The following is a 17,451-nucleotide window of genomic DNA, read 5'->3' on the forward strand; positions in this document are numbered from 1 at the left end:
AAAGGAGTGATTCTCATTGAAATCAGCAAGCCTGACTGAAAAGAAGGACGCCTATGAGAACGCTTTGCATTATATAATCCGGGATCTACCCGAATCCATCCAATGGTCGAATGACGGCCATTGGATTTGTTTTAAACCGGACCGATTAACACTTCCCCCGCAGGGATGGAAGATTCATTTATCGGTTGTGCCTGTAGAGGGAGCGGAACTGCTACGAAGGATTACACCCATTCTGACAACGTATGGTGTGATGTGGAAAGTCGTAAATAGCGGGCTAAAGTTAATTGAAACATCCAATGGTTCTACACCGCTACCTCAGACCGGGAAGTGTGTGACGATCTATGCACGCAGTGATGAACAATTTATACAATTGCTTGAGGAGATGTATGTTTGTACGGGTGATCTTAAAGGCCCCGCGATCCCTACAGATCGGGCTTACCGGGGAAGTTCATGTGTATTTTATCGCTATGGAGCCTTTGTAGACCGGTTCTATTATGATCGTTACTCTGGGGCAAAAGTATATGCGATCCAGAACCCGGAAGGTAGACTGGAGGAAGACCGGAGAATACCAGGCAGATACAAGCCCGAGTGGGTAGACGAGCCGGAAGAACTGGTGAGCATACAGGCTGGGTGGAAGAAAGAAAATGAGGCAGTAAATAATCCCGATAATTCCAGTAACAATGAGTTCGGAATACGTAAAATCCGTGTGAAGCGGGTGCTCAAAAAATCGGGCAAAGGAGGCGTATTTCTTGTCTCCACGTCCCGGCATGAGCAAGCTGTGATGAAAGAAGCGGTTCATCTCATGCGTGTGGATGGTGCCGGACGTTCTGCCCATGATTATCTGGATAACGAGTATCATGTGCTTGATCTGATGAAGGATACGGGGTATACTCCGCGGCCAATCGATCTGTTCAGTGCTGAACGGAATCGATATCTGATTCTGGAATACTTCGAGAGCATCAGCTTGCGCGAGTACATCCACCGCAGACATGTTGCTACCGATGGCAATCAGGCAGAATTTTACCGAATCGGCTCGGATATTCTGGATATTGTGCACGAGTTTCACGCTAAAGGTATTGTCATCAATGATCTCACGCCGAACAACATTGTGGTGTTGCTTGACGGAAGTGTGCGATTCATTGATCTGGAGTTAGCCTATGTGAAAGATAACGAAAGTCAGGTAAAACCATTAACAGGGCACACGCCTGGTTATGTGCTTCGAGGAAGAGAGCACAGTCAGCGATCGGAATACTCCGATGATCTTTACGCGCTGGGAGCCGTTTATTATTACATGGCAACCTCCATGGACCCTTATTTGAAATACAGACAGTCTCACCTGTCTGCTGGACAAGCCTATTTGGACAATCTCAATGATAGACAGCTTCTTGGGCTGGGAAGTCTGGGGATCGAGATCATGTCTGCACGATATAATGATTTATCTGAAATACGTGAACAGCTAATACGTATGTGTGAACAAGCTAAGGGCGATTTAACAGGGAGCGAGCAATCTTCGCGCGCGAATGAAGCAGGCATGACGGCAGAAAAAGTGCTTCATCAAGCCGAGCTTATGGCTACCAAGTTGGTTCAATCTCTTGATTTGAACAATGCTCACCAACTTTATCCCGAAAATAGCATGAGCAAGATGTTCCACCCGGCTAATTTCAATTTTGGATGGACGGGCATGGCCTACGGTTTTCATCAGCTTGGGCAGATTACGCAGAACAGAAAGTATCATCAGTATGCACGTGAAGTATTGGAGTGGATATTGAATCATACGCCTTATGTTCCCGGAGAAACGCCAGAAAGCCTGTATTTCGGTTATGGGGCTGTTCCTTGGGCACTGGCACATACAGCGGATGCGCTGGATGATAAACCGTTATTTCGCATTGCTGAAAATCTGGCCTTGGAGATGACAAGACATGACCCGGTTCAAACCAATATCAGTCATGGAGCGGCAGGTTTAGGATTAATGCTGATGGAGGTACATCATCTTGGAGGTTGTTCCGAACTTTTGACAAGGGCTGATGAACTCGGTGAAATGATTTTACGGCAGGAAAAGCGAACAGAAGACGGGCTGAGCATGTGGGAAGTGAAGGACAAGTCGGATAAAAAAAGTCACCACTCGTATGGGTTTTCGCATGGCATTGCAGGCATCGGTTATTTCTTGCTTGCTTTAGCGAAGCAGACGGGGAAGGGCGAGTATTATTCGGCGGTGAAGCGCATTGTGGACACGCTGGAACATTCGAGTTACGAAGGCAAGAATGGGGTGAGGTTATGGCCTGCTTCCCCCGAAAAGCCGGATGCTCTCTGGGTTCATTGGTGTAATGGTTCGGCGGGTATAGGACGGTTTTTACTGACTGCAGCCGAGGTTCTGCAAGATCCGGTATGTTACAGACTTGGTCAGCAGGCCGCAGATGCGGTAGCCCAGTCGACCATTTTTGCTTCTTTCGGCCAGTGTCATGGGATCGCGGGTAACGGGGACTTTTTGATCATGGCCAATCGGAGTTTCCCTGGCAGATACGAAGCCAAATTGAAAGAGTATACACAGAGTCTATACATGCTTCGTAGTGATGTGCAGGAAGACTTTTGGATGTGGCCACTGGAGGATATGGAATCATTCTCCCCGGACTATATGACGGGATACATGGGGATTTACTCTTTTCTGCTTCGTCGATTTTATCCTGCGGTTTCTTATGAACCCATGGTATATTCAGGCTTCGACCAGACCAGGGAGGTACAGGTATATGATGCAAACATCCATAGCTGATATTCTGCCACAATGTCAGCATGAACCCGGCAAGGTCGGGGGTCGATACTATGCCAGTGAGCCTGGGAAAAGAGAAACGATCTCTTCCATGCTGTTGATAGATCATGGGGAAGGTCAATATATGATGGATTTATGGAGTGAAGCTTCATCTCATGCATATTGGGAAGGAAGGATCACATCCTTATTGGATACGTTGTCCTACTCCTCTATATATGTAACTGCACCCGCCTCGTTTCCATGGGAAAGGCTCGGGTATAAGGCAGATGTGCTTGCCCATCGATATCGCTTTTACGGTGATCTGAAGCACATTTCTGTTCCGGTTATGCCGGACCTGAACGGCAAGTGGTTGCCTGCAGAAGGGCAAGAGGAAGTTATGGCTCATTTGCTTCAAAGCAGTGATCCAACATGCCCCGGAATCCATGCTGCTCGCAAGGCGGTAGATGATATCTATGAAGGGCTGTATGGACGTTTACTGGAAGGGTCGGGACTTGTGGAGCTGGAAGGAACGAAGATCGGAGGCTGTCTGTTAAGTGATGAGTTTGATAGCATCCTTCTGTCACATATATTCACCATGCCTGCGGCAAAACGCAAGGGCTGGGCACGGTGGCTTGTTGCTTATGCTCTCCATCAGTGCAGTTCCGACCCGGAAAAGCAGATTAAGGCTTCTCTTGATGCAAACAATCAAGGGAGCTATCGCTTGATGAGTGCATTGCCTTTACAGCAGGTGCCTGAACTTATACATGTATGCCGGATCGGGAAAGAGAGGGAGTCCTCATGAAACCTGTTTTGCTGGAAAGTACGGACTATCATGATCTGAGAAGTACATGGTTTCGTGCGAGCCACGAACCAGGGTTATTTGTGGTTGAAGGACGTTCGGATATTGTGCAGCGAGAGCTACGCAAGTTAAGTATGCATTGGCAGGATCAGGCGATTCGCCTTGTGCTTGATGATGCGTATCACACGTTGCCATTCATTTATCAGTTGAACCCGGTTCACCCGATTGATGATCTGGTGGCATGCAAAAATGCATTGCTCCGATTCCATCGAGCCGGCTGGGCACCGGGGCTACGGAAATGGATCTTGGTTGAGGTGGTCTCCGGTCTGCATCCTGCAGATTTGGGAGCCATACATCATCTGCTCTATCGTCAAAAACTAAAGGATGTAAGCGTATTGTTATTTTTTCATCAATATCCCGTGCGCGTTAACCTTCCCCAACATGTATCGAGGCTGGCTATTTCTCTGGTGAGAGATACACCGGAACATACCCGGCGTTTGTTAAATGAACAGTTGCGGATGGCTGGTAGGCACGATGAAGCGGAAGGTAAACATCAACGTAAAGCATTAGCTCTATATAACAGGCTGGCCTGGATTTTGTTGTGCAAATCGGATAATCACCTGCGGTACAGGGCTTGTTTTCGCTTTTTTAGTCAAAACTCCATATTCCAACAATTATCAGCTTCGCAGCAGGCCATTCTATGGTTTGAACTGGGTCAGTTATTAACTAAAAATGGGGATGATTATGACGCGGCAAGAGAATGTTATGCTCACGCTCGGGCCGTTCTGGAGCATGAGGAATTGGACGAAGTTTATCGTATTGGAAAAGAGGCGGCACTAGATAACGGTGAAGCATTAATTGAGATGCAGGAAGGCCACATCTCACGTGCAATTGAACTGGAGAAGCGAGCCGGGATGCGTATTCGTGAGCTTCCTCCAGGGCCGGATCGGCATGTTTTTCAGATTCAAACGGCTCTAAATATTGCAGGGTTGCAGATCCGGGCAGGACTTCTCATGGATGCCGAGACGACACTAATAGCTGGCGAAAAGCTCTGTACAGGTGTGTACTCGGGTTGGCTCGGGCAGATGCTTCAATTAAAAATGTCGGTATATCAACAACTCGGCGAGCAGGAGTTAGAATACAAAATGTTGATTCAAGTGTTACGGATGAAGACGGGTTCAATTCCTTCCAAATTGTTGCAACGTTCAATCGAAATGGCTGGTGTGCTCATCCAGCAAGGGGAAGAGGAACGTGCTGCGGAGGTGTATCGTCTTCTGATCGCGGGATTGCCAGCAACCAATCTGAAGCAAATCCGTTTGATCCGGCAAGCGTTAAGTAGTTTGGGAACAGAGAGTCCCGCAGCAACGGCCACACAGCATCAGCTTACGCTCAAGCTGGGACTACAGCTTGATACCTGGGAGCAATTCAAGCATTGGCATGAGGGGAGGGAATCCGGTTGGGCAATGCATTCCTGAACCGAATGAGTGTGAACCGGGAGCGGACAAGCATGGTCTTGTGTTATGACGATCAGACATGTGAATGGTGTGAGCTTGACGATGCTGGCAATGTTCAAGGTGTGCTTAGTCTTTCCGATCATTGGACAGAACGGGGCCAGATTGTACAGCATGTTCAATTCGTCGGAACAGACCAAGTGGTGGCAATCACTCTGGAGAAGACGGAGAGATGGATTTATGTCTTCCAAAAAGAGCGGGAGCACATAAGCATGATTCAAACGCTCTCTCTAAAATTACCGTTTCCGGTGATGCAGTTTGCCCGGCAAGATGAACAACTCCTGCTACTTTTTGCCGTTCGGCATCGTTCAGGAACGGTGCAGATCGGGCTGTACGATCCCGTAGAGGAAAAAGCCGAATGGGTTACTCCAGAACTGGATAACCCGCAATTTGTGTTTTGGGCCAAGCCCGAGCGAGAGATTGGTGTTAATGTGGGCGGGGTTGGCAGAGTATATTTTTACGGGAAAGATACCGGATCATCTCGGGAAATTCCTTATCAGGAATATGCTTATCCGGTGATGGACAAGCAGGGTGATCAGATTGCTGTCTGCATTCCGGCGGGAGATGGTTTTTGTCCTGGCTGGATGAGCGTTCAGGAGAATGTTGTTCAAGGTAGTTTGGAGCACAGTGAGCCGTTCTCTGAGTTGATTCGTATCCAGCTGGATGTGGATCGACAGCATATCTTATGCGAGGGAATAAGGCGTGGTAAGTGGCAATACGTTCAGTACACGCTGGATGGAACAAAGACATTTGAGCTGTGTGACTATCCCGGAACGTTAACGCAAGCGGTTCACAGCAAGGACAAGCAGAGTCTCATAGGTAAATTCGAGTCCATTACGACTGCCCCGGTGCCCGCCAGGTATAAAATATCTGAATCGTTTGGTGACATTACCCCACTTTCGGTCAGGCATGGGGATGCACTTGTGAGTAATCTTGTACAGCAACCGGAGACCAAGTACAAACACCTGCGTTACGGGAATGAGTTCATTCCTTATATGGATATCCATCCGGGAGGTGAAGGACAGGCAGTCATCTATCTGCACGGCGGGCCTCATAATTGCCTTCTGGACAGTTACAGTCCGGTTATTGCGCGTTTATGTGAGGCTGGAGTGAGGGTGATTGGGCTGAATTATCCCGGTAGTTCAGGATTCGGTTCTGATTACAAGCAACGTATTCAGAATGATTGGGGCGGTGTGGATGCAGATGTTATTCGGATTATTCGAGAGCAGGTCTTGGGTTCCTATTCGGCAGTTTCACTGTATGGCGTCAGTTATGGGGCTTATTTAGCGCTGTTAGCGGCAGGTAGAAACCCGGAACTGTGGAGCGCCGTTGTGGCTTGCGCACCGTTTACGGACTTAAGCAGCTTGTATGCTGGTGGTGGGGCGAAGCTAAGATCGTTTTTGCAGATGGAAATTGGAGGATTGTTACAGGATGAATCCGCACTGCGGGAGAGAAGCCCGTTAACCTATGCGTCTGGATTGTGTGAAGTAGATCTACAGCTTGTGCACGGCCGGAATGATCAGCTCTGCCCGGTGGAACAGACGGAGCGCTTATATCAGGAGATATTGAAGCGGAAGGAGCCTGTAGAGGCGGCTGATAGGCAACTTGAGATGCACATCATTGATGATTTGCAGCATGAGGTGTATGCAGAGCGAATCTGGGCGGCGAAGGCAGTTCATTTTCTAACCCGAAATAGGGTAACTCAGCCAGGGTAAACAACGAAGACGAGCAACGTAGATAAGTTCTTTAAGCATACGTGACCAGGAGAGATAAACAAGATGAATTGTTGAAGCCGCCCGTGCGGCTTTTTTTGGCGTACGTGGATCTAATTAGACGAGAGAAGAAGGGCGAAGAATGGGTTAAAACCTGGGAGAACATTTATAAAGAAATCTACAATATGCGAATGAAATAGTAACGCTCAGCTGAGGTGTTGGTACCGCGGATGAAGATTCAAGTTTACAAGTAGGTTTATCCGGTTTAAGATGGCGTGAGCCGTTTAAGGTATATAACAACAGGATTAAGTATTAAAATAACGGTACAGCTTATTTAGATGACATCGATAGAAAAGAGGGATTCAGATATGAAAGTAACTATTTTTGGAGCGACCGGAGCGATTGGTAAGACGATTTTGTGGGAATTGATGGATCGTGGGCATGAAGTGACCGCGGTGGTGCGTGATCCGTCCAAAGTGGAGATGGTGCATGAGCGCTTGCGTGTGGAGCAGGGGGATGTGCTTAACCCGGATCAGGTTGCTGATTTTGCAGCGGGACAAGAAGCGGTAGTAAGTGCTTACGGGCCGAAGTTTGGCGAGGAAGAGGAACTGCTGGAGGTAACGCGTTCACTGATCGAAGGCGTGCGCCGTGCGAATGCCGGACGTCTGGTTGTTGTTGGCGGAGCAGGCAGTCTGATGACAGATTCAGGTGAAATGCTGATGAATACACCTGGTTTTCCAGAGGAAATCAAACCTCTTGCACAGGCTCATGCGGATGCTTATGGACTTCTGGAAGAATCCAATATTCACTGGACGTATATGAGTCCGGCAGCAACGATTACGACAGGGCGGAGAACAGGTCAATTTCGGATTGGCATGACTCGTGTCATTACAGATGATCTGGGCGAAAGCAGCATTTCTGTAGGTGATTTTGCCGCAGCTTTGGTGGACGAACTGGATGATCCGCAATTTGTTCAAGCGCGGTTTACGGTGGGGTACTAACTGAGGATAGATAAGCAAATGGGATAATTATAGATGTGACAGATAAGTTCTTAGCGCAAACCACGAGTGAGTGGAGAACCAATGAGACATAAATGGATTGAAAACTCGTAAGGCACGAATGATCGGAAAACAAGTAACACACGATAGATAGGGAAACTAATGGCAATGGAAAACTTATGAGAATGGAATACCCATGAGTGTGATGCTCTAAGCAGTGTTATTCATAACGCGACCCGGGGAGGGATGAGTGTTGTTTATCGTAACCGCTGATCAGATGCGTGCTGTGGACGAGTATACGATTCAGCAGCTTGGTATTCCTGCGGCCAGTCTGATGGAGAATGCAGGCAGAGCTATCGCCGAGGAAGTTATCAAGCTGTGCCGGGAATGGCAAGAGGATGGCAGTCGGGGTGATCGTGGCTGGAGTGAAGGCGGTCATGCTGAAAGTGATGAAGCAAGGCACAGAAACATTGCTGAAGGTGGGGGTGGCTGGCCTGATCGCGGCCAGCGGAAAGAGGCGTGGCAGGCACACACCGGGCCCGGCAACCGCGTAGGTTACGGGGGCGACATCATCGCCGATCCGGCGCTGGTGATGGCGCATCCCGGTGATCAGCATTGGTACATGCTGATCGGCAAGGGCAACAATGGCGGCGACGGGCTGGTTGCGGCGCGCCATTTGGTTGAAGCGGGGCTGGGCGTGACGTTAGTCTACGCCGATGCCCCGGAGGCACTGCGGGGCGAAGCCGCAGTGCAACGGGATGCCGCCGCGAAGCTCGGCATCCCTGCCATTGTCCACGGGCGCGAAGCCGTGGACTTTAGCCGGTGCACAGGCATCGTCGATGCGCTACTGGGCACCGGCTCGCGTGGTGCGCCGCGCGGAGCATACGCGGCGCTGATTCGCGCGGCGAACGACAGCGGTAAGCCAGTCGTGTCCGCGGATGTGCCAAGCGGGCTGGACGCCGACACCGGTGAGGTGTACGAGCCGTGCATTGAAGCCCGGGTAACTGTATGCCTTGCGCTGCTTAAGCGTGGCCTGGTACAGTACCCGGGCGCTTCTGCCGCGGGGCGCATCGTTGTGCGCTCCATCGGCATTCCCGCACGCCTTGCGCCAGAGCATGGCCCCTCTGTCCGTCTGCTAACGGACGAGGTGCTGCGGGGTGCGCTGCGCGTGGACACAGGCCGTCGCCGGGCACCGGACGGCCACAAGGGCACCTACGGCCATGTATTACTGGCCGCAGGAAGCATGCCGATGAGCGGCGCTGGCCTGCTCTCGGCCAAAGCCGCGCTGCGCGCAGGTTGCGGGCTCGCCACATGGGCGCTACCCGCGGCACTGTTGCCGCATGTCATCGGCACCGTGCCCGAGCTGATGCTCGCCGCTGCAGCCGATGGCGCCAGCGGCGAATGGAACGCGGCTTCCGCCGCAGCGGTGCTGCGCCTTGCGGAGAGCCGCGACGTACTTGCGACCGGCCCGGGCCTTGGTCGCTTCGAAGGCGACACCGACTGGCTACGCCGTCTGTGGCAACAGACGGATCGTCCGCTCGTCATCGACGCGGACGCCCTCAACATGCTGGCAGATGCAGGCCCAGACGGGCCATGCACCTGGGGCCAGCGCAGTGCGGCGACCATACTGACGCCGCACCCTGGCGAGATGGGCCGACTGCTGCGCATGTCGACCCCCGAAGTGCAGCGTGACCGAATTGGACACGCTGCACGGTACGCCCGCGAGCAGGGCGTGACCCTTGTGCTCAAAGGAGCACGAACGGTCATCGCAACGCCTTCCGGCGAGGCGTACATCAACACCACCGGCCACGCCGGCATGGCAACAGGCGGCGCAGGAGATGTGTTGACCGGCATCATCGCCGGTCTGCTTGCTCAAGGGCTAGGCGCGGAACAAGCCGCCGCCTTCGGTGTATACCTGCACGGACAGGCTGCCGAACGGGCAGCATTGCGGCGAGGCGATCCATCTTCCTTGCTGGCAGGAGATATTATCGATGCACTGTAGAGGAATGTTCAATCCAGCGTGCAGGTCATACGGAAGCGATAATGTTTAAATCCTATCACATGAAAGTATAAATATATGAAAAAGGAGCCCGCCATCATCTCGAGGGGCTCCTTTCTCATATGAAGTGAATTTATAAATAAAAAACTATCTATATCGTTTTTTATTGAAAGCACCGAACCACCAATTTGGAAACATTGTTACAGTATCTACCCAACTCATCTACCCACCCATTGCACATTCTATCGTTCCAACTCACTAACATGACCTACTGCCTATTCAAGTGTTGACGGAACAACGTTTCTTAGTGCCGATCTGCATTCTTTTTCAGGGTGAATATTTCTAACGATCATGAGAAACCTTATTGGGCAAGTATTCACCCGTTTTATTTTCTAACGATCTCAGTGGAGCTAGAATAAAAAGTGGACACCCGTTAACGGACGGAAGGATAATAAGGCTAACGGAGGTGTGTTCACATGGGAGAACAGCGGCAACGATACAATGAAGAGTTTAAAAAACAAACGGTAAAATTTATTCAAGAACAGACCAAGACACTCGGAGACTTGGCAGAAGAACTCAACATTCCAAAAAGTACACTACACCAGTGGATGGGCAAGTATCGCGAACTTAAACATGAGCCTGTAGCTAGCGTAGATCGAGTGAAAGAACTGGAAGCAGAGCTTAAAGAAATGCGCCGGTTACTTCAAGAGAAAGAGCATACGCTTGCGGACACGCAAGAGGAACTGGCTATTGTAAAAAAAGCAGTGCACATCTTCAGCAAACCAAAGCGCTAAGGTTTCAGTTTGTGGAAGACCATCGCTCCCAGTTTTCTTTGGAGAAGATGTGCACTCTGTTACACGTGTCACGGAGCGGATATTACAAGTGGCGGATGGATCTAACCAGTAAGCAACAGCGCCGGAGAACTGAGATCATGAAGCGTATTCGGTTTCATTTCTACGACCACCAGAAGCGGTGTGGAAGTCCGAAAATTACGTATGCACTCCATCTGGAAGGATACAAAATCTCTTCCCGTACCGTCAGTATATACATGCGTCAAATGAATCTTCGTTCCGTGCACAGTCCTCGGTATCGTGTCCAGACGACGGATTCTAACCATCATCATCCCATTGCACCTAATACGCTGAACCAGCAATTTCAAACGTCCAAACCGAACACCGCATGGGTCACCGATATTACCTACATTCCCTGCCGAGGAGGCCGGTTATATCTCGCCAGTGTTCTGGATTTGTGTACGCGTGAGATTGTGGGCTGGCGCCTGTACAACCATATGGAAACGAGCTTGGTGTTAGATGCATTGAAAGATGCTTACCAGGCCAAACGCCCCGCTCCAGGATTGCTCCACCACTCGGATCGTGGCTCTCAGTACACGTCAAAAGAATACGTGGAGCAACTGAAATCGTATGGTATGGAGCTCAGTATGAGCCGCCGAGGAAACTGTTACGATAACGCATGTATCGAGTCTTGGCACAGTATTTTGAAGAAGGAACTCATTTACTGTAACCCTCGTTTTAAGAATCCAGAAGAGGCGTATAACGCCATTTACCAGTACATTGAGTTCTATTACAACCGCAAGCGAATGCATGGTGCGCTAGGTTATCTTTCCCCTACTCGTTTTGCGAAGAAGTTTACGGACAAATCCGTCGCGTAAGTGTCTACTTTCTTGACATAGGTCCACAGGGAACCTTATTTCAATCATTTATTATAAAAAGGAGATATTTCCCTCCATTTTGGCCCAAATAAGCTCTCTGGGGATCGTTAGAATTTCAAACGACTCAGAATCATGCAAATAAGCTCATCTGAGATCGTTAGGATAAAAATTAAATTTTCACTCACCTTTCGCTCACATAATCCTCATACTCCGCGTGCATATATACTGCAGCTTCATTGATTACTTACTACAGGTACACACATCTTGTGGACTCCTCTTACAGACGGAAACGCTGGAGTTCCTGATGCATTTCAGCACTGATATCACGAAGTGACTTGACCTTGATACTGGCTTCGGAGAAAGAACGTTGTTGTTCTGCGGTGGAAGCAGTGATCTCTTCACTGCTAGCTGCAGATTGCTCGGTGATGGCACTGATGTTTTCAATCGCCTGTTGTACCTGTGAACTTAGTTTGCTGGATTGTGTCATGTCCTCAGCAAGCTGCTGAATGCCTTCGCTGATGCGCTCCACACTCTCGCGAATCGCCGAGAAGGATTGTTGCGTCTGACCCGTGGCGTGCTCCTGTTCCCCAAAGAGTTGCATGCTTTGCACCACGGAACTTTTTACTTTTTCCATCGAGGCTGTAATCTCGTTAACGGCGGCATAGATATGTTTGACCGATTGAGCAGACTGTTCCGCCAGTTTGTTCACTTCACCTGCCACAACAGCGAATCCGCGTCCGGCTTCCCCGGCACGTGCAGCTTCAATGGAAGCGTTCAGGGAGAGCATGGTGGTTTGCTTGGCAATCTCGGATACATATCCCGTCATCGTTGTAATGCGAGCCGCGCTCTCTTCCAGCTCCAGCACGGTCTGTTCCACTTCGGACATGGCGTGGCGATTTACTTCGGCGAGTCGCAACTGTTCTTCAATCGCCCTGTTTCCCTCTTCCACTGTGGTTAGAACATCGCGTCCATCCTTGGCAGATTGGGCAGTGGCCTCCAGGTTATGGTTAAAGGTAGACTGCATCTTGTCTACGACCATAACCGTTTCGCTGAGATCTTCCGCAATTTTTTGACTGCCAACGGACAGCTCTTCTGTGGTACGTGACACCTGCTGTACGATGGCTTGTACCGTATCATTACCGCGATCAATATCCTGAGCCATCTGATCGACTCGCTGCCCCGCCGTGTCAATGGATTGGATGATTCCGCGAATATTATTCGTCATTTGTCCAAAGGAACGACTCAGATCATCCAGCTCATCTTTCCCCCGAGGTTCCGGCAGCGTTTGGGTCAGGTCACCACTGGCAATATGCCCGGCAGCATCCTTGATCAGACGAATACGCTTGGCTATCTGACGTGATGTGTACATATTAAAGAGCATGACGGCGATGAACAAAAGCGCAGCCCCGCCAAGAGCAATCTGCCATGTCTGCTGGATGTCACTCTCCAGATCGAGCGTATATTGAGTGTAGCGTCCCCGCGTTATCTCATTCAGTGAGTAGATGTCATTCTGTATGCCTCGAACCCTTGCACTGTAACGTTTTGCTTCCGCGCTATCCATGCTGCTCATCGCTTGGGTTGCACCCTGATCCAGTGCTTGCAGCTTCGTTTGAACCGTTTGGATGAGCTGCAGCTCCTGATCCGTTTCCAGCAATCCACCTTTGAGTTCCTTAATCATGGCTTGGCCTTCTTTTAAAAGAAGCAGAACAGCTTCCTGATTGCCGGCAGTCATCGAGAAGGAATAGACATCCAGTGCCTGCTGGGTCTGAATCTGGTTGGAGTTCAGCTCACTTACCTTGAGCATCGCAGGTACCAGATTTTGATTTTTTGCATTCATGCTAAGCAGTTCCATAATAATATAAGCGACCAGCGCAAGGCATAGAAGCAGTGAGATCAGAGCATTGACAATAAGTTTTCCCTGTAGTTTCATATGCGAGCCTCCTCGAATCTTGGGTTATGGATTCACTGTGATTTTGGTTTGACCCGAAGAGATTTTGGCTTTCAGATCATCGAAAGTCCGCTGTTGTTCATCACTCAGCGTGATGTTATGCAGTGCAGTTAAGCCTACAGCATTCTCGGCGAGTCCTTCTACGATCTCCTTTTTCGGGAAGGTATGTTTGTTCTCGATAAACGACTTCACGGCGTTGTAGATGGAGACATCTACATTTTTTAACATAGACGTAAGAATTGCTTTTTCCGCCAAAAAGAATTGATCCGTATCAACACCAATGGCGTATTTGCCGAGGGATTGAATCTCATTCAGGGCGCCGACACCGGTAAGACCAGCGGCTACATAAATCACGTCAGCACCTTTCTCCTGAATCATTTGCTCCGCAAGCTGCTTGCCCAGATCGGCATTTCCAAAATCACCGGCATACACAATATCTACAACGGCTTCCGGATTAACAGCCAGCACACCCTGTTTGAAACCTTGTTCAAAATTTTTGAGTACGGGAATTTCCATTCCGCCCAAGAAACCGACATGTTTCTCCTTGGAAGCCATGCCTGCAATTACACCTGCCAGATAGCTGCCTTCCTCTGCACGAAATGAAATGGAAGCGATGTTAGGCAGCTCAGACGTACTATCGATCAGAAGGAATTGCTGGTCAGGATATTTGGCAGCGACCTTTTCCATATCTGCTTTTACGGTATCGCTGAGTCCAATAATAAGATCAAATTTGTCTTTGGAAAATGCCTCAAACGAAGCTTCTGCAGTTAACTCCTTGCTTGGTTCACGATAATCAAAAACAATGCTTTTCTCGTCTCTCGCCTTGACCAGCCCGTTAAAAGCCGCATCATTAAAAGACCGGTCTCCCAGACCAACCTCTGTAAGTACAATCCCCACTCTGGTCTTTACGTCAGTGGCAGCTGTTTTAGAGCTGGTTGAACAAGCAGCTAACATGATCAGTGTCAGGGCCAGAAGCATGGTTAGCCCTAAACGGATGAACGTCGTTGTTTTCATGTGAAACGCCCTCATTTCTGTAAGTTTCTTATGTAATAATTCTGGAAATATACTGGAAGATGGATGAACCCCAATCATCTATGCAACGAGTTTTTCCCTTTATCTATATCGGCGAAAAAAGCCGTTTTTTTACGATCTCTAATGAAAATTTACAGAAATATAAATCTATTTCATGAATTATACATAGTTTTTACAATTATGTTGTTTAATCATTCTTATAAGAACTTATGAGTTGGCATCATGATGCCGTAAAAAAACAAAAAAGCAAAGTAGAGCGAGAATCCTACTCTACTCTGCTTTGCTTTACATTGCCTTGCTCAACCTTTACATTCATCACGTTATGGATTTCCTACCATGCCGCAATCGATCCGTCCGTCCGACTTTCCGTTCCACCGCATAACACACCTGTATCCGGGTTACGCCATATGATCTGCCCCCGTCCGAATTGGGACGAATCCAGCTCGGTTTGGATATTATGTCCTCTGCGAGCCAGCGCTTGGGCAATATGAGGAGGGAAGCCTTGCTCGACCAGTATCGTTTTGTCTTTAATCCACTGCCAGCGAGGTGAATCGAGAGCGGCTTGCGGATTCAGATGATGATCAATCGTATTCATAATGACCTGCACGTGACCCTGAGGTTGCATGAAACCGCCCATGACCCCGAATGGTCCGACGGCTTCACTGCCTTGGGTGAGGAATCCGGGGATAATCGTATGATACGTGCGTTTACCCGGCTCCAGTGCATTCGCATGTTGCGGGTCCAGCGAGAAGTTATGTCCGCGGTTCTGGAGTGCAATGCCTGTACCTGGCACAACCAGTCCTGAACCAAAGCCCATATAGTTACTCTGGATAAAAGAAACCATGTTGCCTTCGCCGTCTGCCGCAGCCAGATAAACGGTTCCGCTTCCGCGTGGATCGCCTGCCTCGGGCACACGTGCGGTATCCCCAATCAGCTTGCGCCGTTCTGCGGCGTAGGCTTCGGACAGCAAATCTTCCACGGATACGCCCATTTTTCGTTCTTCCGTAATGTATTTTTCTCCATCGGCAAAAGCCAGCTTCATCGCTTCCAGCTGTCGGTGATAACTGAGGACGGATTCCTTCTCGGCGAAGTCGAATCCCTTCAGTAGATTGAGTGCGGATAGGGCAATGAGTCCCTGCCCGTTCGGCGGAATCTCCCATACATCATAACCCCGGTAGGAAACGGAGATCGGATCAACCCATTCCGGCTGAAAAGCCTTCAGGTCATCTCGTGTCAGGTAACCGCCGTGTTCTGCCATAAAAGCATGAATGCGTTCCGCCAGTTCTCCTTCGTAAAAGTCTCGCGCTTCGCTCTCGCCAATCCGGCGCAACGTGGCCGCATGGCCCGGCGAGCGCCATAGTTCCCCCGCCGCGGGTGCACGCCCGCCAGGGGCAAACGTCTCAAACCATGCACGCCCTGCTTCCGCATCGCCCTGGCGTGCATAGACCTCGGCTGCCCGTGCCCAGTGGCGGGCCAGCCCCGGCGCAAGCGGATAACCTTCCTCCGCATAGCGGATGGCCGGTTCCAGCACTTGCGCCAGCGTGAGCCGTCCAAACCGACGGCTCAGCTCCGCCCAACCCGCTGGTGCGCCAGGCACCGTCACCGGCACAACCCCCAGCTTCGGCATCTCCGTATAGCCTGCCGCCTGTAGCGCCTCAATCGAAATGCTCTGAGGCGCAGGTCCACTGGCATTCAGGCCATGCAGCTTGCCCTCCGTCCAGACGAGGGCAAAAGCATCGCCACCAATGCCATTGGAGGTCGGCTCCAGCACGGTGAGTGCTGCCGCTGTGGCGATGGCGGCATCAATCGCATTGCCGCCTTGTTTCAACACATCCAGACCAGCCTGCGCAGCAAGTGGCTGCGACGTAGCAACCATGCCTTGCTTGGCGTATACCGGCACACGGTACGAGGAATAAGGTTGATAGAGGGGATCAAAGTTCATTCGTCAATCAGCTCCCTGTCGCGAGATGTCAGATTCCGTTGGTTAACCGGAGTGTAGCTTCTAACCCTTTTCGCAACCGACAAGCCAATCTCCTGCCAGAACATCCAAATCCAACCTGACATCAAGGGGCAAGAACATAGAATATAAGCAAAGCCGTTTGAATGTACACATACTCATGCCAGTAGCCCTTAAGTTGTCACCATATCGCCGCCATTGACATGGATACATTCGCCCGTGACATAGGAGGAATCGCGTGAAGCCAGATAGACATAGGCTGCAGCTAGCTCGTAAGGTTGACCTGCTCGGCCCATGGGTGTATCGGTGCCGAACACCTGCACATCTTCAGCCGAGAAGCTGGCAGGAATAAGCGGAGTCCAGATGGGTCCCGGAGCCACGGCGTTTACACGGATGCCTTTGTCAGCGAGCGATTGGGAGAGAACACGAGTGAGGGAGACGACAGCGCCTTTGGTCGATGAATAATCAATGAGTCGCACATCACCTTTGTAAGCTGTAATGGAGGCGGTGTTGATGATGGACGCTCCTTGGCACAGATGGGGAAGAGCAGACTGGATCAGGAAGAAATACGAGAACACATTTGTTTGAAACGTATGATAGAGCTGCTCCTCGGTGATGTCGACAATGCTTTGCTGTACATACTGTACGGCGTGGTTGTTGACCAGTATATCGATTTTTCCGAACGTTTCCATTGTCTTGCGAATGACGGCTTCGCAGTTTGGTTTTAGCCGAAGATCCGTCTCGATGAGCAGACAGCGCTGACCCAGCTCCACGATTCGGTCACGTGTCCATTCCGCGTCCGTTCGTTCATATAAATAAGCGATCACAACATCTGCACCTTCTTTGGCAAAAGCAATCGCCGCCGCCCGACCGATACCACTATCGCCGCCTGTGATAATCGCAACTTTGCCTTGCAGTTTGCAACTGCCAATATAAGCAGGGTCTTCACTGATCGGTTCGGGCACCATCAGCGATTCCAGACCGGGCTGCTGATCCTGATGCTGGGGCGGAAAAGCTAACTTCTGTGGTTTGCATACCGTCTTCTCACCGTAAAATGGATAGACAGGGTTCATGGTTTGCATA

At 50.2% G+C, this 17,451-nt stretch carries 12 protein-coding genes; 8 read left to right on the forward strand and 4 right to left on the reverse strand.

What is annotated here, in order from left to right; all coding sequences use genetic code 11:
- Positions 1-16 precede the first annotated feature (16 nt).
- The 8 genes from MKY23_RS02640 (at position 17) to MKY23_RS02675 (ending at position 11,431) form a co-directional block, all read left to right on the forward strand.
- Positions 17-2,767, forward strand: coding sequence for a lanthionine synthetase LanC family protein (locus MKY23_RS02640; RefSeq protein ID WP_339835052.1), 2,751 nt, complete (start codon positions 17-19; stop codon positions 2,765-2,767).
- Positions 2,745-3,545 (forward strand): hypothetical protein, encoded by an 801-nt coding sequence (locus MKY23_RS02645; protein WP_339835054.1) that lies wholly within the window; start codon positions 2,745-2,747, stop codon positions 3,543-3,545. Before MKY23_RS02640 ends, MKY23_RS02645 begins: the two co-directional genes overlap by 23 nt.
- Positions 3,542-5,017, forward strand: a complete 1,476-nt coding sequence (locus MKY23_RS02650) for a hypothetical protein (protein WP_339835056.1) — start codon at positions 3,542-3,544, stop codon at positions 5,015-5,017. The genes MKY23_RS02645 and MKY23_RS02650 overlap by 4 nt, the downstream gene beginning before the upstream one ends.
- Complete coding sequence (locus MKY23_RS02655) at positions 4,999-6,768, forward strand: alpha/beta fold hydrolase (protein WP_339835058.1); 1,770 nt, start codon at positions 4,999-5,001, stop codon at positions 6,766-6,768. Before MKY23_RS02650 ends, MKY23_RS02655 begins: the two co-directional genes overlap by 19 nt.
- A gap of 365 nt (positions 6,769-7,133) precedes the next feature.
- Positions 7,134-7,766, forward strand: a complete 633-nt coding sequence (locus tag MKY23_RS02660; protein WP_090918666.1) for an NAD(P)H-binding protein — start codon at positions 7,134-7,136, stop codon at positions 7,764-7,766.
- Positions 7,767-8,016: 250 nt separating this feature from the next.
- Positions 8,017-9,765 carry an NAD(P)H-hydrate dehydratase gene (locus tag MKY23_RS02665; protein ID WP_339835061.1) on the forward strand — a complete coding sequence of 583 codons (1,749 nt, stop codon included), beginning with the start codon at positions 8,017-8,019 and terminating at the stop codon, positions 9,763-9,765.
- A gap of 473 nt (positions 9,766-10,238) precedes the next feature.
- Positions 10,239-10,556, forward strand: a complete 318-nt coding sequence (locus MKY23_RS02670; RefSeq protein WP_090924849.1) for a transposase — start codon at positions 10,239-10,241, stop codon at positions 10,554-10,556.
- Between the two features lie 11 nt (positions 10,557-10,567).
- Complete coding sequence (locus tag MKY23_RS02675) at positions 10,568-11,431, forward strand: IS3 family transposase (RefSeq protein ID WP_339835062.1); 864 nt, start codon at positions 10,568-10,570, stop codon at positions 11,429-11,431.
- 277 nt (positions 11,432-11,708) lie between these two features.
- Here the strand turns inward: MKY23_RS02675 and MKY23_RS02680 are convergent, their stop codons facing one another.
- The 4 genes from MKY23_RS02680 to MKY23_RS02695 all read right to left on the reverse strand — a co-directional run bounded on the left by MKY23_RS02680 (position 11,709) and on the right by MKY23_RS02695 (position 17,441).
- Entirely contained in the window at positions 11,709-13,361 is a 1,653-nt protein-coding gene (locus MKY23_RS02680) for a methyl-accepting chemotaxis protein (RefSeq protein ID WP_339835063.1), read from the reverse strand.
- 24 nt (positions 13,362-13,385) lie between these two features.
- Entirely contained in the window at positions 13,386-14,393 is a 1,008-nt protein-coding gene (locus MKY23_RS02685) for a BMP family ABC transporter substrate-binding protein (RefSeq protein ID WP_339835064.1), read from the reverse strand.
- A 349-nt stretch (positions 14,394-14,742) separates the two neighbouring features.
- The gene (locus tag MKY23_RS02690; protein ID WP_339835066.1) at positions 14,743-16,353 is read right to left on the reverse strand and encodes a gamma-glutamyltransferase family protein; all 1,611 of its coding nucleotides are present in this window, start codon (positions 16,351-16,353) and stop codon (positions 14,743-14,745) included.
- Positions 16,354-16,541: 188 nt separating this feature from the next.
- Positions 16,542-17,441, reverse strand: coding sequence for an SDR family oxidoreductase (locus tag MKY23_RS02695; RefSeq protein WP_154985271.1), 900 nt, complete (start codon positions 17,439-17,441; stop codon positions 16,542-16,544).
- Between the last annotated feature and the right edge of the window lie 10 nt (positions 17,442-17,451).

This window comes from Paenibacillus sp. FSL R7-0272 (assembly GCF_037969905.1).
Taxonomy (GTDB): Bacteria; Bacillota; Bacilli; order Paenibacillales; family Paenibacillaceae; genus Paenibacillus; species Paenibacillus polysaccharolyticus.

Coding starts and splice junctions, on each gene's coding strand:
- MKY23_RS02645 (WP_339835054.1), top strand. CDS start 2,745: ATGATGCAAACATCCATAGCTGATATTCTGCCACAATGTCAGCATGAA.
- MKY23_RS02650 (WP_339835056.1), top strand. CDS start 3,542: ATGAAACCTGTTTTGCTGGAAAGTACGGACTATCATGATCTGAGAAGT.
- MKY23_RS02660 (WP_090918666.1), top strand. CDS start 7,134: ATGAAAGTAACTATTTTTGGAGCGACCGGAGCGATTGGTAAGACGATT.
- MKY23_RS02670 (WP_090924849.1), top strand. CDS start 10,239: ATGGGAGAACAGCGGCAACGATACAATGAAGAGTTTAAAAAACAAACG.
- MKY23_RS02680 (WP_339835063.1), bottom strand. CDS start 13,361: ATGAAACTACAGGGAAAACTTATTGTCAATGCTCTGATCTCACTGCTT.
- MKY23_RS02685 (WP_339835064.1), bottom strand. CDS start 14,393: ATGAAAACAACGACGTTCATCCGTTTAGGGCTAACCATGCTTCTGGCC.
- MKY23_RS02690 (WP_339835066.1), bottom strand. CDS start 16,353: ATGAACTTTGATCCCCTCTATCAACCTTATTCCTCGTACCGTGTGCCG.
- MKY23_RS02695 (WP_154985271.1), bottom strand. CDS start 17,441: ATGAACCCTGTCTATCCATTTTACGGTGAGAAGACGGTATGCAAACCA.